Annotated in this window: 18 protein-coding genes; 5 read left to right on the forward strand and 13 right to left on the reverse strand. The window is 66.4% G+C overall.

Annotation, left to right across the window (positions count from 1 at the left end; all coding sequences use genetic code 11):
* Window positions 1-28: 28 nt before the first annotated feature.
* The 5 genes from rodA to QOL57_RS09710 form a co-directional block, all read right to left on the reverse strand.
* Entirely contained in the window at window positions 29-1,141 is a 1,113-nt protein-coding gene (gene rodA / locus QOL57_RS09690; RefSeq protein WP_089236947.1) for a rod shape-determining protein RodA, read from the reverse strand.
* On the reverse strand, window positions 1,138-3,216 hold the full coding sequence (mrdA, locus tag QOL57_RS09695; protein WP_089236949.1) for a penicillin-binding protein 2: 2,079 nt from the start codon (window positions 3,214-3,216) through the stop codon (window positions 1,138-1,140). Before mrdA ends, rodA begins: the two co-directional genes overlap by 4 nt.
* Window positions 3,217-3,219: 3 nt before the next feature.
* The gene (gene mreD / locus QOL57_RS09700; protein WP_089236951.1) at window positions 3,220-3,705 is read right to left on the reverse strand and encodes a rod shape-determining protein MreD; all 486 of its coding nucleotides are present in this window, start codon (window positions 3,703-3,705) and stop codon (window positions 3,220-3,222) included.
* Window positions 3,702-4,808, reverse strand: coding sequence for a rod shape-determining protein MreC (gene mreC / locus QOL57_RS09705; protein WP_089236953.1), 1,107 nt, complete (start codon window positions 4,806-4,808; stop codon window positions 3,702-3,704). Before mreC ends, mreD begins: the two co-directional genes overlap by 4 nt.
* Before the next feature lie 121 nt (window positions 4,809-4,929).
* Complete coding sequence (locus tag QOL57_RS09710; RefSeq protein WP_025877255.1) at window positions 4,930-5,976, reverse strand: rod shape-determining protein; 1,047 nt, start codon at window positions 5,974-5,976, stop codon at window positions 4,930-4,932.
* 282 nt (window positions 5,977-6,258) lie between these two features.
* Between QOL57_RS09710 and QOL57_RS09715 the strand changes: the two genes are divergently transcribed.
* Window positions 6,259-7,197 (forward strand): carbohydrate kinase family protein, encoded by a 939-nt coding sequence (locus QOL57_RS09715; RefSeq protein ID WP_049463859.1) that lies wholly within the window; start codon window positions 6,259-6,261, stop codon window positions 7,195-7,197.
* Window positions 7,198-7,552: 355 nt separating this feature from the next.
* Here the strand turns inward: QOL57_RS09715 and QOL57_RS09720 are convergent, their stop codons facing one another.
* The 5 genes from QOL57_RS09720 to ubiE all read right to left on the reverse strand — a co-directional run bounded on the left by QOL57_RS09720 (window position 7,553) and on the right by ubiE (window position 14,325).
* Window positions 7,553-9,526 (reverse strand): LTA synthase family protein, encoded by a 1,974-nt coding sequence (locus QOL57_RS09720; protein WP_089236955.1) that lies wholly within the window; start codon window positions 9,524-9,526, stop codon window positions 7,553-7,555.
* A 309-nt stretch (window positions 9,527-9,835) separates the two neighbouring features.
* Entirely contained in the window at window positions 9,836-10,465 is a 630-nt protein-coding gene (locus QOL57_RS09725) for an HAD family hydrolase (RefSeq protein WP_342351548.1), read from the reverse strand.
* Window positions 10,453-11,184 (reverse strand): hypothetical protein, encoded by a 732-nt coding sequence (locus QOL57_RS09730; protein WP_089236957.1) that lies wholly within the window; start codon window positions 11,182-11,184, stop codon window positions 10,453-10,455. The genes QOL57_RS09725 and QOL57_RS09730 overlap by 13 nt, the downstream gene beginning before the upstream one ends.
* Before the next feature lie 126 nt (window positions 11,185-11,310).
* Window positions 11,311-13,239 (reverse strand): M1 family metallopeptidase, encoded by a 1,929-nt coding sequence (locus QOL57_RS09735; RefSeq protein WP_089236959.1) that lies wholly within the window; start codon window positions 13,237-13,239, stop codon window positions 11,311-11,313.
* A gap of 324 nt (window positions 13,240-13,563) precedes the next feature.
* Window positions 13,564-14,325, reverse strand: a complete 762-nt coding sequence (gene ubiE / locus QOL57_RS09740) for a bifunctional demethylmenaquinone methyltransferase/2-methoxy-6-polyprenyl-1,4-benzoquinol methylase UbiE (protein WP_025877269.1) — start codon at window positions 14,323-14,325, stop codon at window positions 13,564-13,566.
* Window positions 14,326-14,404: 79 nt separating this feature from the next.
* On the opposite strand from ubiE, the gene QOL57_RS09745 reads away from it, so the two are divergent.
* The 4 genes from QOL57_RS09745 (at window position 14,405) to QOL57_RS09760 (ending at window position 16,216) form a co-directional block, all read left to right on the forward strand.
* Window positions 14,405-14,857 (forward strand): nucleoside deaminase, encoded by a 453-nt coding sequence (locus QOL57_RS09745; RefSeq protein WP_005411083.1) that lies wholly within the window; start codon window positions 14,405-14,407, stop codon window positions 14,855-14,857.
* Between the two features lie 200 nt (window positions 14,858-15,057).
* A complete protein-coding gene (locus QOL57_RS09750; RefSeq protein WP_089238112.1) occupies window positions 15,058-15,318 on the forward strand; it encodes a hypothetical protein in 261 nt (86 codons plus the stop codon).
* A gap of 75 nt (window positions 15,319-15,393) precedes the next feature.
* A complete protein-coding gene (locus QOL57_RS09755) occupies window positions 15,394-15,720 on the forward strand; it encodes a hypothetical protein (protein WP_089236961.1) in 327 nt (108 codons plus the stop codon).
* Window positions 15,721-15,793: 73 nt separating this feature from the next.
* Entirely contained in the window at window positions 15,794-16,216 is a 423-nt protein-coding gene (locus QOL57_RS09760) for a low affinity iron permease family protein (RefSeq protein WP_089236963.1), read from the forward strand.
* A gap of 161 nt (window positions 16,217-16,377) precedes the next feature.
* On the opposite strand, the gene smeF is transcribed toward QOL57_RS09760, so the two are convergent.
* From smeF to smeD, 3 genes are all read right to left on the reverse strand, one after another.
* Window positions 16,378-17,763 carry a multidrug efflux RND transporter outer membrane subunit SmeF gene (gene smeF, locus QOL57_RS09765; RefSeq protein WP_089236965.1) on the reverse strand — a complete coding sequence of 462 codons (1,386 nt, stop codon included), beginning with the start codon at window positions 17,761-17,763 and terminating at the stop codon, window positions 16,378-16,380.
* Window positions 17,764-17,860: 97 nt separating this feature from the next.
* Window positions 17,861-20,986: a multidrug efflux RND transporter permease subunit SmeE gene (gene smeE / locus QOL57_RS09770; protein WP_089236967.1), complete on the reverse strand. Its 3,126-nt coding sequence runs from the start codon at window positions 20,984-20,986 to the stop codon at window positions 17,861-17,863.
* A gap of 12 nt (window positions 20,987-20,998) precedes the next feature.
* Window positions 20,999-22,180 (reverse strand): multidrug efflux RND transporter periplasmic adaptor subunit SmeD, encoded by a 1,182-nt coding sequence (gene smeD, locus QOL57_RS09775; RefSeq protein ID WP_089236968.1) that lies wholly within the window; start codon window positions 22,178-22,180, stop codon window positions 20,999-21,001.
* Window positions 22,181-22,364: the final 184 nt, after the last annotated feature.

The following is a 22,364-nucleotide window of genomic DNA, read 5'->3' on the forward strand; positions in this document are numbered from 1 at the left end:
CACGAGGGGCTGCGCCGATGGCTGGAAACTACCCATACCCGCCATGCACCGGATTGTGACGACGCACCGCCATCACCAACCCGAACCCCGCCAGCAGCGACACCGCCGACGTACCGCCGTAACTGATCAACGGCATCGGCACGCCCACCACCGGCAGCAGGCCCGAGATCATCCCGCCGTTCACCAGCACATAGACGAAGAACGCCAGGCCCGTGGCACCGGCCAGCAGGCGCGAATACGAATCGCGTGACTGGCTGGCGATCCACAGGCAGCGCCCGATCACCACCAGATACAGCGTCAGCACCAGCGCCACGCCGATCCAGCCGAACTCCTCGCTCAGCACCGAGAACGCGAAGTCCGTGGTCTGCTCGGGAATGAAATTCAGGTGCGACTGCGAGCCTTCACCCCAGCCCTTGCCATCGAAACCGCCTGAACCAATGGCGATCTTCGACTGGATGATGTTCCAGCCCGCGCCCAGCGCATCCATCTCCGGGTCCAGGAACATCATGATGCGGTCCTTCTGGTACGGCCGCAGCAGCCAGAACCAGGCAACGGGCGCCACTGCCGCCACGCCGCCCACGCCCAGCCCCACCCACCACCACGGCAGGCCGGCCAGCAGCAGCACGAACACACCACTGGCGGCGATCAGCACGCCGGTACCGAAGTCCGGCTGCAGCATCACCAGCCCGGTCGGCACGCCGATGATCACCATCGCCACCAGCACCGTGTTGAAGCGCGGCGGCAGCGGCATCTTGTGCAGGTACCAGGCCACCATCATCGGCAGGCTGACCTTGAGCAGCTCGGCCGGCTGCAGGTAGAAGAACTTCAGGTCCAGCCACTGCCGGCCGTACTTGCCCGTGCCCAGCACGAACACCGCCAGCAACGGAATCATCGAGATGGCATAGATCAGCGGCGTCGCCGAGCGGATGCGCAGGATCGGCACCCGCGAGATGCCCCACATCGCCGCCAGGCCCACGGCAAAACGCACGCCCTGCGCCATCACCAGGCCATCGCCGCCAGCACTCTTCAACGTTGCCAGGCCGATCACCATCAGCGCGCCCAGGGCCAGGCACAGCACCCAGTCGAGGCTGCTGAAGAACCGCTGCAGCATTTCGCCGGCCCACCGCAGGAACGCGCTCATCGGCTGGCCTCCGCCGCGACAGTCGGGCGAGGACCGACAGGCATGGCCGCAGCAGACGGTGAACCCGGAACCGGGGCTGGCGCCGGTGGCGGTGCAGGCATGCCGATCAGCACCGGGTGCTCGCCCAGCTCGGCGGCAGCGGCGTCACCGGCCGGGCGCGCGTTCACGTCCTCGTTGTCGAAGGCGGTGATGCCGATGGCGGTGGTGCCGCGTTCGCTGTCCAGCGACTGCATGCCCTCAGGCATCTTGCCCAGCAGCCAGGCATCGAAGATCTTGCGCGCGATCGGTGCGGCCGCCGCGCCGCCATAACCGCCGCCTTCCACGGCGATGGCCAGCGCGATCACCGGCTGCTCGGCCGGCGCGAAGCCGACGAACAGCGCACGGTGGCGCAGGTGCATCGGCAGGCTTCTGGGATTGACCGCAGCCGTGCCCTTGCGGCTGACGACCTGCGCGGTACCGGTCTTGCCGGCCATCGTGTACGGCGCGCCGGCCGCCATGCGTGCGGCGCTGCCGCCGGGAAGCATGGTGGCCATCATGCCTTCGCGCACGGCCTGAAGATTGTTCGGATTGGGGCTGACCGGCTTGCTCGGGCCGGGCTCTGTCGTCACCCAGTCACTGTCGAAACCAGCACGCTGCTGCATCACCAGGTGCGGCGTGCGCAGCTGGCCATTGGCCAGGCCGCTGACACCACGGGCCAGCTGCAGCGGGGTGACCTTCCAGTCGCCCTGGCCGATGCTGATGTTCACCGTGTCGCCGGGATACCAGGCTTCCTTGCGGCTCTTCCGCTTGTAGGCCGGCGACGGCAGGATGCCGGAGATCTCGCCGGTCAGATCGATGCCGGTCGGCTGGCCGAAGCCGTAGTACTCCATGTAATGGTCGAACCGCTCGATGCCCAGGTCCAACGCCAGCCGGTAGTAATACGTATTGACCGACTGCGCGATGGACTTGCGCAGATCGGTCCAGCCGTGACCGCCACGGTGCGAATCGCCCCAGCCACGCGAGGTGCCGGGCAGGTAGAACATGCCGGTCGACAGCACCTTGTCCTCCGGACGGCGAACGCCCGAATCGAGGCCGGCCAGGCCGATCAACGGCTTCAGGGTCGAACCGGGAGCGACGCCGCCGAGTACCAGGCGATTGAACTGCGGGCGCGACGGGTTGTCGTTCAGCGCCTTGAAGTCGGCATGCGAGATGCCGTTGACGAACAGGTTCGGGTCGTAGGACGGCAGGCTGACCATTGCCAGCACTTCACCGGTACGCGGGTCCATCGCCACGGCCGAGCCTTCCTGTTCACCGAAGGCGGCCACCATCGCCCGCTGCAGGTCGGCGTCGATCGACAGCCTCAGGTCGGCGCCGGATTGCGCGGCAACACGGCCGATGGTGCGGATCGCGCGGCCCTGCACGTTGGTCTCGACCTGCTCGTAGCCGACCTTGCCGCGCAGTTCCTGCTCGTAATAGCGCTCCAGGCCGGACTTGCCGATATGGGTCAGCGCGGCATTGCCTTCGCCGAGGATCTCCAGATCCTTGTCGTCCACCCGGCCGACGTAGCCGATGATGTGCGCGAACAGGTCGCCATAGGGGTAGCGACGGGTCAGGTACGGTTCCAGCTCGACGCCGGGAAAGCGCCAGCGGTCCACCGCGAAGCGCGCCATTTCCTCATCGCTCATGCGCAGCTTCAGCGTGACCGGCAGGAACTTGCGGCGCGCCTTGCGCGACTTGTTGAACGCCTCCAGTTCTTCCGGGCTGATCTGGATGATCTTCGCCAGCCCTTCCAGGGTGGCATCCATGTCCTTGACCTTGTCCGGGGTCACATCCAGGCGGAACGCCGGCACGTTCTCGGCCAGCAACCGACCGTTGCGGTCATAGATCATGCCGCGCCCGGGCACTACCGGCCGCGGCTTGATGCGGTTGGCTTCGGACCGGGTGGCGTAGATGTCGTGGTCCAACACCTGCAGCTTGAAGTACCAGCCGCCCAGGCCCAGCAGGCAGACCAGCACGCCGAAGAAGCCCAACGCCGCGCGGCGCCGGAACTGTTCGGCTTCGGCGTGCGGATTCTTGACCTGGCGACGCGGCAACATGGCTCAGCGCCCGCGCTTGCCGAAGCGCACCGCGTCCAGCAGCACGAACACCAGCGGCCACAGGCCCATGCCGAGCAGCGGTGCCCACCAGTACGACCACGGCAGCGTCGGCTCGCCCACCAGGATGTGGACCAGCGCGCTGACGATGCGGTCGTTGAACAACAGGCCGCCAATGGCCAGCATCTGCTGCGACATCGGGAAGAAGCGGATGCGCGCGCGGAAGCGCTGCAGGATGAAGGCCAGCATCACCAGCCGCAGCGCCTGTTCGCCCAGCACCCCGCCATACAGCAGGTCGGCGACGACGCCGCTGGCGAAGGCGATGCCGAGGCCGACGCGCTCGGGCGCTTCGATCACCCAGTACGCCAGCACCAGTGCCAGCCAATACGGACGCAGCGGCTGCAGCAGCGCCGGCAACGGCAGCAGGCCCAGCAGCAGGGCCACCACCACGCTGGCCGGCAGCACCCAGCGGTTGTCGCGAAGGCGGCTCATCGTTGCGCCTCCGGTGTGGTCGGCTGAGGTTGAGTTTGCTGCGGTTGCCGGCCAGCGGCCGGCACTACCGGAGAGGTTTGCGTCGCCGAAGGTGTGGGGGCAGCCGGCCTCGTCGCAGACGAGGACGGCTGCTGGCCAGCGGCCGGCACTACCGGGGTGGGCTGCGTCCCTGCAGGCGCGGCGCCGGTCGGCAGCGCTGTGGCATCGACCGGGCCACCGGGAGCACCCTGCTCCATCTGCAGGCGCAGGTTCGGCGGAATGCGGATCGCTGCGCCGGGGCGCAGCAGAAGCACGTCTCGGCCGCGATCAAGCTGCGCGGCCGGTTTCAGTTCACCCACCAGGAAGGCATGGGTATCGTCCGGGCGCAGCCCGGTGATGGTGCCGACCGGGAATCCCGCCGGGAAGCGACCACCAAGGCCGGAGGTGACGATCTCATCGCCCACTTCCACGCCGGCGCTGAGCGGAATGTCGCGCAGTTCCAGCTTGTCGCCGCGGCCGTAGACGATCAGGCGCACGCCGTTGCGGGCCACGGTCACCGGCACCGCGTGGTCGGGGTCGGTCAGCAACAGCACGGTGGAGCTGCCCGCAGTCACGTTGATCACCTGGCCCATCAGGCCGCCGGAATCGATCACCGCCTGGCCGACGTGCACGCCTTCGCGGCTGCCGGCATCCAGCACCAGGCGCTGTTTGACCGGATCCAGGTCGATGTCCAGGATCGGCGCCAGCTGCACGTCCAGGCCACTGCGCTCGGCCACGTTCAGCAGTTCGCGCAGCTGGGCGTTGTCCAGCGCGGCGGTCTGCAGACGGGTCAGGCGGGCGTTGGCCAGCAGCAGCTGGTTGCGCAGCTCGCGGTTCTCGGTCACCAGCTGGCCGTGGCTGGCGGCGGAGTCACGCACCTGCCCGCCGAGCTTGCCGGGCAGGCCGGCCAGCGCCCACACCGGCTGCACCAGGCTGTTGGCCTGCTCGCGCAGACGCGCCAGCCAGCCGGCCTGGTCGTCGAGGACGATCAAGGTGATTGCCAGTGCGAGATAGGCCAGCAGCCGCAGCGGGCTGGCGGCATCACCGGATCGGGAAGCGACGGGAGGTCCGGCGTAGGGCGGCACGGCAGCGATTCAACTGGCAGAAGGCGGAAGGGAAACACGCGGGCGCCCCGCCGGTGCCGACCCGCCGATGTGGCGGGCCGCACCCCGGAGGGGCGCTGCTGGCGCAGGCAGCCGGGACGGCTTATTCCGGCGCAAAGAACTCGTTGCCGTGCATGTCGACCAGTTCCAGCGCACGACCGCCACCGCGGGCCACGCAGGTCAGCGGGTCGTCAGCCACCTGCACGTGCAGACCGGTTTCCTCGGAAATCAGGCGGTCCATGTCGCGCAGCAGGGCGCCACCACCGGTCAGCACGATGCCGCGCTCGGCGACGTCGGCGCACAGTTCCGGCGGGGTCTGTTCCAGTGCCAGCTTGACCGCACTGACAATGCCCGACAGCGGCTCGTGCAGCGCTTCAAGCACTTCGTTGGAGCTGATCTTGATCATCTTCGGCACGCCCTCGGCGAGGTTGCGGCCGGAGATTTCCATCTCGATCGCTTCCGCCTGCGGGTAGGCACAGCCCAGTTCGACCTTGATGCGCTCGGCGGTGGCTTCACCGATCAGCATGCCGTGGTTGCGGCGCACGTAGTTGGTGATCGATTCGTCGAAGCGGTCGCCACCGATGCGCACCGAAGCGGAATAGACGATGCCGTTGAGCGAGATCACCGCCACTTCGGTGGTGCCGCCACCGATGTCGATGACCATCGAGCCACGGGCCTCGGTGACCGGCATGCCGGCGCCGATCGCGGCCGCCATCGGCTCTTCGATCAGGAACACGTCACGGGCACCGGCCTCCTCGGCCGATTCCTTGATGGCGCGGCGCTCGACCTGGGTCGAGCCGGCCGGCACGCAGACCAGCACGCGCGGGCTCGGGCGCAGGAAGCGCGACTTGTGCACCTTCTTGATGAAGTGCTTGAGCATCGCCTCGGTGTAGGTGAAGTCGGCGATGACGCCATCCTTCATCGGGCGGATGGTGGTGATGTGGCCCGGGGTACGGCCGAGCATCTGCTTGGCCTCGGCGCCAACGGCTGCCACCGACCGGGTACCACCAATGGCGCGATCCTGGCGCACCGCGACCACGGACGGCTCGTTCAGCACGATTCCCTGCCCACGCACATAGATGAGGGTGTTGGCCGTGCCCAGGTCGATGGACAGGTCATTGGAGAACATGCCGCGCAGTTTCTTGAACATCTGGGAGTTGATCCTGAGGGGTGTCGCGCCCAACGCGGGATGGCGAAAAAATGGGCAGAAATCGAGGTCGACAAGCCTAGCAACCTGCCTGCCGCCGAGCAAGGAGAAATCCAGCTGAACCCGCGCCTTCACAGGCTTTCGGCCTGATCGGGCATCACCCGGTTCTGGCCCTGAGCGGCACCAGCGGGTAACCTTTGCGCCGTCGGGCGCCCAAGGGCGCCGTTTGCTTGCCTGCCGAAGTGGGCCGGCCCATCCCAAAATTCACCGCATAGGCTTACATCGATGTCCGCTCTGATCTGTGGTTCTCTTGCCTTCGACACCATCATGGTGTTCCCGGACCAGTTCAAGAATCACATCCTGCCGGACAAGGTGCACATCCTGAACGTGTCGTTCCTGGTGCCGCGCATGCGCCGCGAGTTCGGCGGCTGCGCCGGCAACATCGCCTACAACCTGCACCTGTTGGGTGGCGACCCGATCCCGATGGGCACGGTGGGTTCGGACTTCGGCCCGTACCGCGAGCACTTCGATGCACTGGGCATCGACCTCACCCGCGTGCGTGTGATCGATGAGCTGTTCACCCCGCAGGCGTTCATCACCACCGACCACGACAACAACCAGATCACCGCCTTCCACCCGGGCGCGATGATGCGTTCCTACGAAAACCACGTGCGCGACGTGCCGGGTGTCAGCCTGGGCCTGGTCGGCCCGGACGGCCGCGAAGGCATGATCCAGAACGCGCTGGAATTCCACGAAGACGGCGTGCCGTTCATCTTCGACCCGGGCCAGGCGATGCCGCTGTTCAACGGCCCGGAACTGCGCGAGTTCATCGAGCAGGCCGATTACGTGGTGGTCAACGACTATGAGTCGAACCTGCTGCAGGAACGCACCGGCTGGAACGAAAAAGAGATCGTCAGCCGGGTCAAGGCCTACATCACCACCCGCGGCCCGAAGGGCGCGGTGATCCACACTCCGGAAAAGAGCTACGACATCCCGCCGGCGCACGAGCGCCGCGTGGTCGATCCGACCGGCTGTGGCGACGCCTTCCGCGCCGGCCTGATCTACGGCATCCAGAAGGGCTTCGACTGGCTGACCATCGGCCGCATGGGCAACCTGATGGGCGCGCTGAAGGTCGAGCACCCGGGCACCCAGAACCAGCGCTTCACCTTCGATGAGTTCAACGAGCAGTTCAAGCAGCAATTTGGTTACGCGCTGAGCGTGTAACCAAACTGCCCGCGCACCCGCTCGGTGGGTGTCGACCTTGGTCGACACGCTGCGCCTTGGTAGGTGTCGACCTTGGTCGACACGCTGCGCCCTGGTAGGTGTCGACCTTGGTCGACACGCTGCGCCCTGGTAGGTGTCGACCTTGGTCGACACGCTGCGCCCTGGTAGGTGTCGACCTTGGTCGACACGCTGCGCCCTGGTAGGTGTCGACCTTGGTCGACACCGCCGGCCAGCGGCCGACACCGCTCTGGTAGCGCCGGGCCATGCCCGGCGGCTTTCCGACCAGACACCTTCGGCTCCGGATGCAGCCCGCGCTGCGCGCTCGCCGGGCATGGCACCGCACCGCCCTTCCAGCTCAGGGCTTGGCCTTCTCCGGCAGGCGGTACAGCTCTTTTTCGTAGGCCAGCGTGCCCCACATCGCGTAGGCATGTGCGCGCCGTGCCAGTTCCGGCCGCAGCGGCTGCGGCTGCAGCTGATCGCTGGCCGGGTCATAGCGGAAGCCCTGCGCTGGCTTGTCCGGCTGCAGGATGGCCACATCGTTGCCCTCCATCCATGCCAGATTGCGGTCGTACTGCATCAGCGCGCGCCCCGGCTGCAGCCGTTGCAGGTCGGTCAGGTCCTGCCCCACCGTCGGGGTCGGATCGGCAATGCCCAGCAGTGACAGCAGGGTCGGCGGCAGATCGATCTGGCTGACGATGCGGGTATCGCGGCGCGCCTCGATGCCACCGCCGAGGATCAACCCGGGAATATGGAAGTTGCCGATCGGCACCATGTTCTTGCCGAACACCCGCGAATCATGGTCAGCCACCACCAGGAACACGGTGTCCTCCCAGTACGGTGAGGCCATCGCCTTGCGGAAGAAATCGCCCAGCGCGTAGTCGGCGTACTTGGCAGCGTTGTCGCGGGTCTGTTTCGGCTGCTCGTACAGGTCGATGCGGCCGTCCGGGAACTCGAACGGATCGTGGTTGCTGGAGGTGAACACCAGGCCGAAGAACGGCTTGCCCTGTGCTTTCAGCTGCCGGAACTGCTGGTCGGCCTGGCCGAACAGGTCTTCATCCGACGCGCCCCAGGAACCGACGAATGCCGGCTTGCGGTAATCCTTGCGATCCACGATGCGGTTGAAGCCATTGGCGAGGAAGAACTCGCGCATGTTGTCGAAATGGCTTTCGCCGCCGTAATAGAAGCCGGTGTCGTAGCCATGCCGCCCCAGCACATCGGCCAGGGTGAAGAATCGCTGGCGGCTGGCGGGCAGCTTGACCACCGATTCGGCCGGGGTCGGCGGGAACCCGGTCAGTACCGCCTCGATGCCGCGTACCGAACGCGTGCCGGTCGCGTACAGCCGCTCGAACGCCCAGCCCTGTCTGCTCAGGCGGTCGTAATTGGGCGACAACGGCCGCCCGCCAAGACTGCCGATGAACTGCGCGCCCAGGCTTTCTTCCAGCACGATCACCAGATTGCGCGGCTTGCCCTGGTACTGCGGCGGACGCAGCGCCAGGCTCGGCAATGCGTCGGATACATATGCCGATGCCGGCAGGCCGCTGCTGGCGCGCAGTTCGCTGACCACCTCGGCCAGCGGCAGGTCACCGTAGACGCGCGAGGTTTCGCTGCGGGTCGCCAGTTGCCGCGCGGCATAGCCGACGGTGTACAGAGAATTCAGCGGCAAGGCGTTGATGGTCGGGTCGGTCGAGAACGCCACCAGTGCCGGATTCAAGGGCCGATGACCCAGGCTGGAACGCACGCCCAGCGCCGCCAGCAGCAGCACCAGGAACGCCAATGGCAGCCGCCACAGCCATCCGGCTTCGACTGCGACCATCGGGCTGTTGCCGACCCAGCGCCGCGACCCGCGAAGCAATGCCCAGAACAGCACGATCACCGCGGCAACTTCGATCAGCACGGCCAGCAGATGGCCGCGCAGCAGCGTCATCCCGACTTCTTCGGGATAGATTAGGTATTCCAGGAACAGGCGATTGGGGCGCAGGCCGTACTCGGCCATGAAGCTCGGCGTGGCCAGCTCCATGAACACCAGTAGCACGCTAACCAGGATCAGCCACCACCGCAGCAGATGGCGCCACGCGCAGCCCACGCGTCCTTCCAGCGGCAACAGCAGCGCCAGCACCGCCGGGATGCCGTACAGCAGACACAGGGTCGACACATCCACCCGCAGCCCCTGCAGGAACACCGTGGCCCACCCGTCGGCGGCGCTGACGCGCGCGGCATGCCACAGCGCCAACCCCAGTCGCGACAACGACAGAGCTACCAGGCCAAACAGGAAGAAGGTGGCAATCGGACACAGACGCCGGTACAGCGACACCCACACAGCTCGGAGCATGAAAGGAATCCAGAAATGGAGCAAAGGACACCCATGCCCCATCCTTGGCAGCGGGCCACACCAGACAACGTGTTACCCGACACAACCACCAGCGCAGCGAAACCACCCGCCGGCACCTTCAACGCCCACCGCTGCTTCGATCAGGCCGCGGCTGTGAGCGGTGATGGTCCCCAACCGCCTCCGCTTCACCCCCGGCAGGACAGTCGAAGAACGTCCAGCCGGCCTCGCACAATACACTGTGATGACAGTCGAGAGTTGACTGCTGTGGCGGGGCCCAGATTCCCGCCACAGCGCGTACAGGGCGCCGCGCTAGCCTCGCCAGCGCTCCAGCACCGCCGCGCAATCGGCCAGATGCCAACAGGCCATGTCCGGCCACGGGTTGTCCGGCGCATTGACCAGCAGCGTGCGGCTGCCTGCCGCGCGGCCGCATTCCAGATCGAAGCGGTAGTCGCCCACCATCACCACCTGCGAAGGCTCCACCTGCCAGCGCCGCAGGAAGTACTGCAGCCCGGCAGGTGAGGGCTTCGGCTCGGCCTCGTCGCGACCGATGATGTCGTCTTCGGCAAATACGTCGCCCAGCCCGATCGCCTGCAGGGTGACCTGCGCGAGGCTGCGCACGTTGCGGGTCAGGATGCCCAGACGGCAACCGGTGCCCTGCAGCGCGCGCACCAGCGCCACCGCCCCCGTCGCCGGCTGCGACGCAGCGGCCAGCGCACGCTCGTGCGCCAGCAGCCAGGTATGCTTGGCGCTGGCCTCCGCGGCCGGCAGCCCGGCCAGGTGGGTGAGGATGTCATCCTCCTGCGGAATCGCCAGTTCGCGCTTGATCCGCGCGAAATCATGCACCGCCACGGTCAGCGTGCCGTCCATGTCGAACACCCAGTGGCGGATCGTCGACAGCGCCGGCGCCGCCACCCGTGCATCCACGGTCAATGCCACCACGCCGGCATGCGGCTGGCATCCACGCCACCGGTCTCGAACACGGCCGTGCGCGTGCCACCGGCCTTGACCGGGAATTCGATGCTGATCGACTTGCCCTTGGCTGCCAGCTTCCACAGCGCCTTCTGGTCGGTGATGAACATGGCAATCGCCTCATCGGTCTTCGGCCGCCATGCCGCCATGGAGATCGGCTTGCCGCCGTCCACCGCGACCTTCACGGTGCACTGCGGGCAGCGGAAATCGCCGGCCTGCAGCACCAGGTAGGCATGACGCTTCCATTCGGGGTGGTCGCGGAACACCAGCTGCACCGGCTTGGCGCCGCTGCCATCCACATCCACCCGTTCCTTGCTGAAGATCTGTGCCGACACCTGGTTGCCCTTGCCGCCGACCGGAATCTGGTTGTACTGCCACAGCCCCTGCATGCGGCGCAGGTCGCGCGCGGCGTCGCCCTTGGCCTTGACCTCGTCGAAGCCGGCGGCGATGCGCTCGGCAGCGGCGGTGTCCTTGTACTGGTCCAGCAGCGAGGCGCCATGCAGGCGCGCGCGCTCCCAGTCCTGCGCGGCCACGGCCATGTCGTACTGCTTGGCAACGTCTTCGGCCTTGGCTTCCTTCTGCGCCTGCACGGCGGCAGCGGCAGCCTCCTGCGCCTTGCGTTCTTCCTCGGGGTTGCTGCAGGCGGCCAGGGCCAGGGTGCAGGCGGTGAGCAGGATCAGTCGTTTCATGGCGGAGTCCTTTACGGGTGCATGCCGATTCTATCGGCAGCGAAAAGCGGATACAGCAACGGCGGGTTTCCCCGCCGTTGCTGGTGAAGCAGTCTCGGGTTGCTGGCCAGCGGCCAGCACTACCGTTTACTTCGCTTCAGCCTTGGCCAGCATGTCCTGCACCGAGGCGGTGGTGATCGGGTGGTAGCCCGGCTTGGCTTTCTCGAACGCCTGCTTGGCCAGCTCCAGCCCCTTCGGCGTCTTCACCAGTTCGGCGTAGATCGGCAGGATCAGCTTGCGACGACCGACACGCTCGATGAAGGCAGCGGCTGCTTCATTGGCCTGCTCGTAACCGCTGCGGATGGTCAGCGGGTACCAGCGCATGGCGATCTCGCCATTCGGGGTGCCGGTGAAGTGGAAGGCCTTGTCCAGCGTGGCCAGCTTGTCCAGCGGCTGGGTGGCGCCCAGGCCGTCGATGAAGCGGACCCACTCCTGGGTGCTCCACTCGGCGATCACCTGGCTGCTCGGCACGGTGCCGGCGCTGGCGAAAGCGATACGCGCGGTATCCACGCTGCTGAAGTTGCGCGACTGCGCCTTGGCCGCGAACGACGGAATGCCCGGCTCGTCCAGCCACGCCTTCAGTTCGGCCTCGGTGACCGCCGACGGATTCTTCGGCAGCAGGTTCTTCTTCAGGTACTCGACGAACTGGTCGGTATTCGCGCTCTGGAAGGCGTGGTCATCGAACCAGCCGCGCAGGAACGGATCGAAGGTTTCGCGGCCGAAGCGCTGTTCCAGGAATTCCAGGAACCACGAACCCTTGACGTAGGCCACCTGGCTCAGGGCTTCGTCCGGGTCACGCTCGTTCAGCGGCGGCAGCGCCAGCGCCTGGTCGGCCGGGCTCATGTCCTTCACTTCGGCCAGCAGATCGGTCTGGTCGATCTGCTTTTCCATCTCGGCCATCTCCTTGCCGTACAGGGCTTCGGTGATGCGGCCCTGGACGTAGGTGGTGAAGCCTTCGTTGAGCCAGATGTCCTTCCAGCTGGCGTTGGTCACCAGGTTGCCTGACCAGCTGTGCGCCAGTTCGTGGGCGACCAGCGAGACCAGCGACTTGTCGCCGACGATCACGGTCGGAGTGGCGAAGGTCAGGCGCGGGTTTTCCATGCCGCCGAACGGGAACGACGGCGGCAGCACCAGCATGTCGTAGCGGCCCCAGCGGTATTCGCCGTACAGCTTTTCGGCGGCACCGATCATCTTCTCGGTGTCTTCGAATTCCTTGGCGGCCTTGTTGACCATGGTCGGCTCGGCCCAGACGCCGGAACGGCCGGAGATCGGCTCGAACACCAGGTCGCCGGCCGCGATGGCCAGCAGGTAGGACGGAATCGGCTGCGGCATCTTGAAGGTGTAGTCACCGTCACGCGCGGCCTTGGGATCGTTGTCGGCGCTCATCAGCACCATCACGTCCGGGCGCGAGACCACGTGCGCGCTGTAGGTGAAGCGCACGCTCGGGGTGTCCTGCAGCGGCACCCAGGAACGGGCGTGGATCGCCTGCGACTGGCTGAACATGAAGGGCAGCTTCTTGCCCTCGGTCATCGACGGCGCCAGCCACTGCAGGCCCGACGCGGTCGGTGCGGTGTGGTAGGTCACCTCGACCTTGGCCGGCTGATCCGGGGTTTCGATGGTCAGCTTGCTGCCGAACACCTTGTCCACCGGGGCCAGCACGAACTGCAGCGGGCTGCGCGCACCGTCGGCGGCGATCGCTTCAACCTTGGCGATGCTCAGCTCGCGGGTGTCCAGCACCAGCTGCTTGGCATCCTTCTGCTTCCATTCCAGGGTGTAGGTGGCGGTGCCGCCGATCTGCTTCTGGTCGAAGTCCAGCTTCAGATCCAGCGCGATGTCCTTGACGACGACCTTGTCCGGCTCGGCGTACGAGCTTTCATCGTGGCTGCGGTTTTCGGCGTTCACGGGGGCGGCGGGAGCCTTCTGGGCAGTCGGGGCGGCGGCGGGTGCGGCCGCCTCCTGGGAGCAGCCGGCGGCCAGGGCCACGGCCAGCGGAAGGAGCATCAGCGGATTGCGCATGAATCGGGACCGTTACGGGGATCAAACCCCAATGGTACCTCTCCCCCGGCCGGGAAGCGTTGCGCGGTGCGGGGTAATGGCCGGCCCCGCGATGGCCCGGTAGGTGCCAACCTTGGTTGGCACGGATCTGTCAGCGCTCACGGTAGGACCTGTGCCAACCAAGGTCGGCCTCTACCACGGCGGATTGCTGCGTCATCGCTCGCGGGCGGGCCCTGGGCCCACCTTGGCCTGCCTCTGGCAGGTGCCAACCTTGGTTGGCACGGATCCATCACCGCTCGCGGACGGGCGTGTGCCAACCAAGGTTGGCACCTACCAAAGCGAGGCTTACAGCTTGTAGCCGGAGTGGATCGAGACGATGCCGCCGGTCAGGTTCTTGTAGTGGCAGCGCTCGAAGCCCGCCTGCCCCATCATCGCCTTCAGCTCTTCCTGCGGCGGATGCTTGCGGATGCTCTCGGCCAGGTACTGGTAGCTGTCCGAATCGTTGGCGAACAGCTTGCCCAGCTTCGGCAGGATCTTGAACGAGTGGAAGTCGTAGATCGGCTTGAACCAGTCCGCGGTGACCTCGGAGAACTCCAGCACGCGGGCCTGGCCGCCCACCTTCAGCACGCGGAACATCTCGCGCAGGCCGGCATCCTTGTCGGTCACGTTGCGCAGACCAAAGGCGATGGTCACCAGGTCGAAGCTGTTGTCCGGGAACGGCAGGGCTTCGGCGTTGCACTGCACGTAGTCCAGGCCGAGCACCAGGCCGCGGTTGGTCAGGCGGTCACGGCCGACCGACAGCATGCCGGCGTTGATGTCGCCCAGCACCACCGAACCCTCGGCGCCAACCCGTTCCTTCAGCAGCGCGGCGATATCGCCGGTGCCACCGGCCAGGTCGAGCACGCGGTCACCCGGCTTCACCTGCGCGGTGGCTACGTAGTAGCGCTTCCATGCCCGGTGCACGCCCATGCTCATCAGGTCGTTCATCAGGTCGTAGTTGCGCGCGACCGACGTGAACACCTGGCCGACCAGCTTCTGCTTGTCCTTGGCGTCAACGTCGCGGAACCCGAAATGGGTGGTACCGGATTTGTAGGGGGATTCGCTCATGCCCCGATTATCGCACCGCCGGGCCCCTGCGGGGAACGCTGGCCGTATCATGGCGCCCCACGACCTACCGGAGCCCCGCATGATCACCACGCCCGACTACCAGGCCCTGCTGCAGACCGCCATTGCCGAAGCCCGCCAGGGGCTGGCCGAAGGCGGCGTGCCGATCGGCGCGGCGCTGTACCACAACGACGGCCGCCTGCTCGGCTGCGGCCACAACCGCCGCGTGCAGGAAGGCGACCCGTCCGTGCATGGCGAGACCGACGCCTTCCGCAAGGCCGGCCGCCAGCGCCGCTACCAGGACACCATCATGGTCACGACCCTGGCTCCCTGCTGGTACTGCTCGGGCCTGGTGCGGCAGTTCAACATCGGCACGGTGGTGGTCGGCGAATCGCGCACCTTCCAGGGCGGCATCGACTGGCTGCGCGAAAACGGCGTCAACGTGATCGACCTGGACAGCCAGGAATGCGTGGACCTGCTTGGCGGTTTCATTGCGCAACATCCGGAAATCTGGAACGAAGACATCGGCGAATGAGCATCCGCCACAGCTGATGAGTCCGCCTTGATGAACGCTTCAGTGCCGGCACAGCCTTGTGCCGGCAGCGTCTGCCGGCTTCAACGTGAACTGCTGCGCAGTCAGCTGCGTGTAGTCAACACGCGTCACTAACATCCTGCTGCGCAGCCGCGTCTAGGGTGGAATGCAACCGGGGCCCCTGCCCCGGGTTGGAGCCGACCATGCAAGCGCATGCGGTACGTCCTCCCAGCGACCCGGCCCTGGCCGCGATCTGGGACCGACTGCAGCAGCAATACGCACTGCACCAGCGCAGTGCCCCGTTCTGGAGCGCCTACCAGGACATGCAGCAGGATCTGCTGCTCGATCATCCCCGCGACCTGGTGCGCCTGTGCAATGCGATGGCCGGCATGGCCGAACGCCTGGGTGCGGTTGAACACGCACAGCTGCTGCGCCATCGCCACGCTGGCTGCACATCGCGCTGACGCGGCATGCACCACCGTCCGGGCCACACTGTAACGAGCCCCCACTCCCTTTCACCTTCAACCGATTGGATCGTCATGCACGCTGAAGTTCCCGCCATTCCCCCTGTCATCAATGTCGATGCGGAGCTGGATTACTGGCGCCGCCAGCACGCCGATGGCGCACTCGCGCACACCTCGTTCGGCACCTATGTGCCGTGGATCAAGTTCGCCTGTGATTCGCTGATCACCCAACCTCGCGCCAGCAATGCCCAGCGCGATGAGCTGTTCCAGACCCAGTACGCCCTGCAGATCATGCCGCGCCTGACCGAAGCGCAGGCCCGCGAATTCGTCGAACGCTGCTGGCAGCACGTCTACCTGGCCAGCCCGGTGCGCAGCCAGGAAGCACCGCGCCTGCGCGCCTGAACCCACGTTCGACTGCACGGCACCTGCACGGCCACGTGCCGATGATCGTCGTCATTCCAGTGGAACGATGACGATGAGCGCAAGGAACCTGTTCAATACGATCGCCAAGAAGGCCGCGGCCGCCACCGGCTCGCCGTGGACCTTCCTGGCTGCGGTGGCGATCGTCGTACTGTGGGGCATCAGCGGCCCGATATTCAAATTCAACGATACCTGGCAGCTGGTGATCAACACCGGCACCACGATCATCACCTTCCTGATGGTGTTCCTGATCCAGCACACGCAGAACTCGGACACGGCGGCGATGCAGATCAAGCTGGATGAACTGATCCGCGCCACCGCCGATGCCAACAACGAGCTGCTGGACCTGGAAGAACTGGACGAAGAGCGTCTGGAAGAGATCCGCGCCGAGTACGAGAAGATGGCGCGCGAAGCCGGCGACGCACTGACGCGGGTACGCGCCTGCCGCACCGAGCGGCGGGATGACGAAGCGGTGTGACGGTGACGCTTGGCCTGACTGGCCCACGCCAATCTTGACCTGCTCCGGTAGGTGCCAACCTTGGTTGGCACGGATGCGTCAGCGCAGTCGGCTGGCCCTGTGCCAACCAAGGTTGGCACCTACCAGAGGCGCGGCAGGTTGGCACCTACCGGAGGCGCGGCTTACCCGCGCTCGTGCCAGCCGCCGCCCAGCACCTTGTACAACGTGATGCGGTTGGACTGCTGCGCCAGCTGCGTCTGCAGCTGTGTCTGCTGCGCGTTGTAGGCGGTACGGCGTGCATCCAGCAGGGTAACGAAGCTGTCCAGGCCGGCGTCATAGCGTGCCTGCGACAGGCGGTTGGCCTGCTCGGCCGCGTCCACCAGGCGCTGCTGCGAGGCGGCCTGCTCATCCAGGCTGACATTCAATGCGAGCGCATCGGCGGTTTCGCGGAAACCGCTCTGGATCGACTTTTCGTACTGCGCCAGCGCGATATCGCGATCGGCGTTGGCCACCGCCAGGTTCGCGCGCAGCTTGCCGCCCTGGAAGATCGGCAAAGTGATCTTCGGCAGGAAGCTCCACACCCGCGTGCCGCTGTCGAACAGGCCCGACAGTTCACCCGAACCACTGCCGATGCTGCCGGTCAGCGAGATGCTGGGGAAGAAGGCGGCGCGTGCGGCACCGATGTTGGCATTGGCGGCCAGCAGCTGATGTTCCGCCGCCATGATGTCCGGGCGCTGCAGCAGCACGTCGCTGGGCAGGCCGGCCGGCGGCGGTGCCAGTGCAAGCACCTGCGGCGCGATGCTGTCCGGCAGCAGCGCCGGATCCAACTGGCCACCGGCCAGCAGCGCCAGCGCGTTGCGGTCCTGGGCCAGCTGCCCACGCAGACGCGCGGCATCGGTGCGCGCGGTCTCGACCAGAGTGCGGGTCTGGGTCAGTTCCAGCGCCGAACTGCCGCCACGCTCATGGCGTGCCTCGGCCAGACGCAGCGAATCCTCATAGGTCTTCACCGTTGCTTCGGCGATCGCCAGGCGCTGCTGGTCGGCACCGTAGGTCAACCACGCGGTGGCGGTCTCGGCCACCAGGCTCAGCTGTGCATTGCGACGGTTGGCGGCTACAGCGAAGTACTGCTGCAGCGCGGCTTCACTCAGGTTGCGAACGCGGCCGAACAGGTCCAGTTCGAACTCGGCCACGCCGACACCCGCGCTGAACTGCTCGGTCACCGGCACGTCGCCACCGCGGCGATCCATCTGCCCGGTCACGGCCACGCCCGGTACGCGGTCGGCGCGCTGCACGCGGTACTGGCCACGCGCCTTCTCGACGTTGAGCACGGCCACACGCAGGTCGCGGTTGTTGTCCAGCGCCTGCCCGATCACCTGCTGCAGGCGCTCATCGGTGAAGAAGTCGCGCCAGCCGACAGCGGCCGCATCGGCCACTTCGCCCTGCGCGGCTTCCGCCGGCCACTGCGACGGAATGGCCGGGGCCACTGCGGTGTTCTTCGGCGCCAGGGTGCCGCACGCGCTGAGCGCCAGCGCGGTGGCGAGGGATACTGCAAGAGAAGAGAATTTCATAGCGACACCTTGGGGGTCACGGTGGTAGCGCCGGGCCGGGCCCGGCGACTATGCGGTGAGGCATTCGCCGGGCATGGCCCGGCGCTACCGGTTGTCATCACTCGGTGGCGTTGCGCTTCTTGAACACGCGCTGCACCACGACGAAGAACAGCGGTACGAAGAACACGCCGAGCACGGTGCCGACCACCATGCCGCCGAGCACGCCGGTGCCGATCGCCTGCTTGGCGCCGGAGCCGGCACCGCTGGAGATCGCCAGCGGCAGCACGCCCATGCCGAAGGCCAGCGAGGTCATGATGATCGGGCGCAGACGGTCGCGGACCGCGTGCATCGTCGCTTCGATCAGCCCCGCGCCCTTCTCCAGATGCTCCTTGGCGAACTCGACGATCAGGATCGCGTTCTTGCTGGTCAGGCCCACCGTGGTCAGCATCGCCACCTGGAAATAGATGTCGCGCTCCATGCCACGGAAGGTATTGGCCAGCACCGCACCGAGGATGCCCAGCGGCGCCACCAGCAGCACCGAGGTCGGCACGCTCCAGCTTTCGTACAACGCGGCAAGGCACAGGAACACGATCATCAGCGACAGCGTGTACAGCAGCGGCGTCTGCGAGCCCGCCTGGCGTTCCTGGTAGGACATCGCCGTCCACTCGACGCCGAAGCCCGCCGGCAACTGCTTGGCCAGCTGTTCGATCTCGGCCATGGCATCACCGGACGCCACGCCCGGGGCCGGTTCGCCCTGGATTTCGGTGGCCGACACGCCGTTGTAGCGTTCCAGGCGCGGCGAACCGTAGTCCCACTGCTTGCTGGCGAAGGCGCTGAACGGAACCATCTCACCCTTGTCGTTCTTCACCGACCAGAGATCGAAGTCCTCCGGCACCATGCGGAACGGCTGGTCAGCCTGCACGAACACGCGCTTGACGCGGCCGCGATCGATGAAGTCATCGATGTACGAGCTGCCCCACGCAGTGGCCAGGGTGGTGTTGATCTGGTCGATCGACAGGCCCAGCGAGCTGGCCTTGGCCACATCGATATCGATGCGGAACTGCGGAGTGTCTTCCTGGCCGTTCGGACGCACGTTGGCCAGCTTCTTGCTGCCGGCCGCCAGGCCGAGCAGCTGGTCGCGGGCCGCCAGCAATGCCTCATGGCCCTGGCCGCTGTTGTCCTTCAGGAAGAAGGTGTAACCCGAGGCCGTCCCCAGCTCCGGAATGGCCGGCGGCGGGAAGGCAAAGATGAAAGCATCCTTGATCTGCCCCAGTGCGGCCATCGCACGTCCGGTGATCGGCATCACGCCGTTGTCGGCGTCACGCTCGCTCCAGTCCTTCAGCTTGACGAAGGCCATGCCCGCGTTCTGGCCCATGCCGGCGAAGCTGAAGCCCTGCACCGAGAACACCGACTCGACGGCGCCCTTCTCGTTTTCCATGAAGTGCTTTTCGAGCGCGGCGATCGATTCCAGCGTGCGCTCCTGGGTTGCACCGACCGGTGCCTGCACCAGTGCCATCAGCACGCCCTGGTCTTCATTGGGCAGGAACGAGCTGGGCAGGCGCACGAACAGCACGCCCATCAGCAGGAACAGCGCGGCCACGATGCCCATGAACCGCCACGGGCGATGCAGGATGCCGCGCACGCCGCGCTGGTAGCTTTCGCTGGTACGGTCGAAGCCACGGTTGAAGCCGTTGAAGAAGCGACCCGACCAGCCCTTGTGGGCGACGTGATGCTCGCCCTTCTTCAGCGGCTTGAGCATGGTCGCGCACAGCGCCGGGGTCAGCACGATGGCCACCAGCACCGACAATGCCATCGCCGACACGATCGTCGCCGAGAACTGCCGGTAGATCACACCGGTGGAGCCACTCATGAAGGCCATCGGCACGAACACCGCCGACAGCACCAGGCCGATACCCACCAGCGCGCCGGTGATCTGGCTCATCGACTTGCGGGTGGCTTCCAGCGGCGACAGGCCCTCTTCGGACATGATGCGCTCGACGTTCTCCACCACCACGATGGCATCGTCCACCAGCAGGCCGATGGCCAGCACCATCGCGAACATGGTCAGCATGTTCACCGAGAAGCCCAGCACCGACAGCACGCCGAAGGTACCCAGCAGCACCACCGGTACGGCGATGGTCGGGATCAGGGTGGCGCGGAAGTTCTGCAGGAACAGGTACATCACCACGAACACCAGCACGATCGCTTCGAGCAGGGTCTGCACCACGCCCTTGATCGACACGCGCACGAACGGGGTGGTGTCGTACGGGATCTCGGCCTTCAAACCGGCCGGGAAGAAGCCTTCCAGTTCCTTCAGGGTTTCATCGACACCGGCCGCGGTATCCAGCGCGTTGGCGCCGGTGGCCAGGGTGACCGCCAGGCCGCTGGCCGGCTGACCGTTGTAGCGGGTGACGAAGTCGTACGACTCGGCACCAAGTTCGACGCGGGCAACGTCGCCCAGGCGCAGTTCTGCACCGTCCTGCGCGCCGCGCACGATGATGTTGCGGAACTGTTCCGGGGTCTGCAGGCGCGACTGCGCGTTGATGGTGGCGTTGAGCTGCTGGCCCTTCACCGACGGCGCACCACCCAGCTGGCCGATGGCCACCTGCGCGTTCTGTGCCTTCACCGCAGCAACCACTTCCGGCACCGACATGCCGTAGGTGTGCAGCTTGTTCGGGTCCAGCCAGATGCGCATGGCGTACTTGCCACCGAACACCTGGATGTTGCCCACGCCCGGCACGCGGCTGAGACGGTCCACGACATTGGAACCGACGTAGTCGGCGATGTCGTTGGCATCCATGCTGCCGTCTTCGGACACGAACGCGATGACGTTCAGGAAGCCCGAGCTGGACTTGGCCACGTTGATGCCCTGCCGCTGCACTTCCTGCGGCAGCAGTGGCATCGCCAGCTGCAGCTTGTTCTGCACCTGCACCTGGGCGATGTCGGGGTTGGTCCCGCTCTCGAAGGTCAGGGTAATGGTGGCCTGGCCGTTGGAGGAGCTGTTGGAGGAGAAGTAGATCAGGCCATCAAGGCCCTTCATGTTCTGCTCGATGATCTGCGTCACCGAGTCTTCGACCACCTTGGCCGAAGCACCCGGGTAGCTGGCGCTGATTTCCACCGCTGGCGGTGCGACGTTGGGGTACATCGAGATCGGCAGCTTGAACAGGGCCAGGCCGCCGGCGAGCATGATGATGATCGCGATGACCCACGCGAAGATGGGTCGATCGATGAAGAAACGTGCCATGGGGTTCTCCGCTTACTTCGCGCCTGCGGCCGCAGCTGCAGGTTGGGCGGCGGCCGGCTTGGCCGGGGCGACGCCCTGTTCGGTGGCGTTCACGGGCATGCCCGGGCCGATTTTCTGCAGGCCTTCGACGATGACCTTGTCACCGGCCTTCAGGCCGTCCTCGACCAGCCACTTGTCGCCGACGGTGCGGCTGACCTTGACCGGGCGCACTTCCACCTTGTTGTCCTTGCCGACCACCATCGCGCTGGTATCACCCTTCGGATCGCGGGCGATGCCCTGCATCGGCACCAGCACCGCATCGCTGCGCACGCCGCCGCCGATCACCGCGCGCACGTACATGCCCGGCATCAACAGACCGTCGGGATTGTCGACCTTGACCCGCAGCGCGAAGCTGCCGGTGGCCGGATCGACGCTGACTTCGGAGAACTCCAGCGTGCCCTTGTGTTCGAAGGTGCTGCCGTCTTCCATCAGGATGCTGACCGGTGTCTGCTGGTTGTCCTGCAGACGGCCAGCGGCCAGTTCGCGGCGCAGCTGCAGCAGCTCGGCCGAGGACTGGGTGAGGTCGACGTAGATCGGGTCCAGCTGCTGCACGGTCGCCAGCGCAGTTGCCTGGCCGGCGCTGACCAGCGCGCCCTGGGTGACGCTGGACTTGCCGATGCGGCCGCTGATCGGCGCGGTGATGCGCGCATAACCGAGGGTCACGTTGGCGGCATCCAGCGATGCCTTGGCGGCGCCGACATCGGCCTCGGCCTGCTTCTGCGCAGCCACGGCGTTTTCCAGATCCTGCTGGCTGACCGCGTCGACCTTGGCCAGCTCGGTGATGCGCTTGGCGCTCAGCCGCGCCGCATTGGCGGTGGCTTCAGCGCGGGCCAGCTGTGCACGCGCACTGTTGGCCTGGGCGCGATAGCTGGCGTCCTCGATCTGGTACAGCGGCTCGCCGGCCTTGACCATCCCACCCTCGGTGAACAGCCGCTTGGCGACGATGCCGTTGACCTGCGGGCGCACTTCGGCCACCAGGAAGGCATTGGTGCGGCCCGGCAGCTCACGGGTCAGGCCGACGGTTTCGGATTTCAGCGTGACCACGCTGACCTGGCCCGGCCCCTGTTCGGGCGCCTGGGGTTGGCCGCCACAGGCAGCGACGGTGGCAGCGATCGCCAGCGACAACGCGAAGGGTCGGATTCGGCTCAGCAACATGATGGGAATGGCTCTTGAAGGGAGGGATCTCAGCAGGTGCTGATACGACGGACCCTCCCCTTGCAGGAGTGAAGACCGCGCGAACAGCGCCCACCCGGGTGGAGTGGGAGCCAGGACAGGCCTGCCACGCACACGACGGGAATGATGGGAAGGAAATATACATACATGCGTGTTTGTTTGTAAA

It is taken from the genome of Stenotrophomonas sp. yr243 (assembly GCF_900184195.1).
GTDB classification, from domain to species: domain Bacteria; phylum Pseudomonadota; class Gammaproteobacteria; order Xanthomonadales; family Xanthomonadaceae; genus Stenotrophomonas; species Stenotrophomonas lactitubi.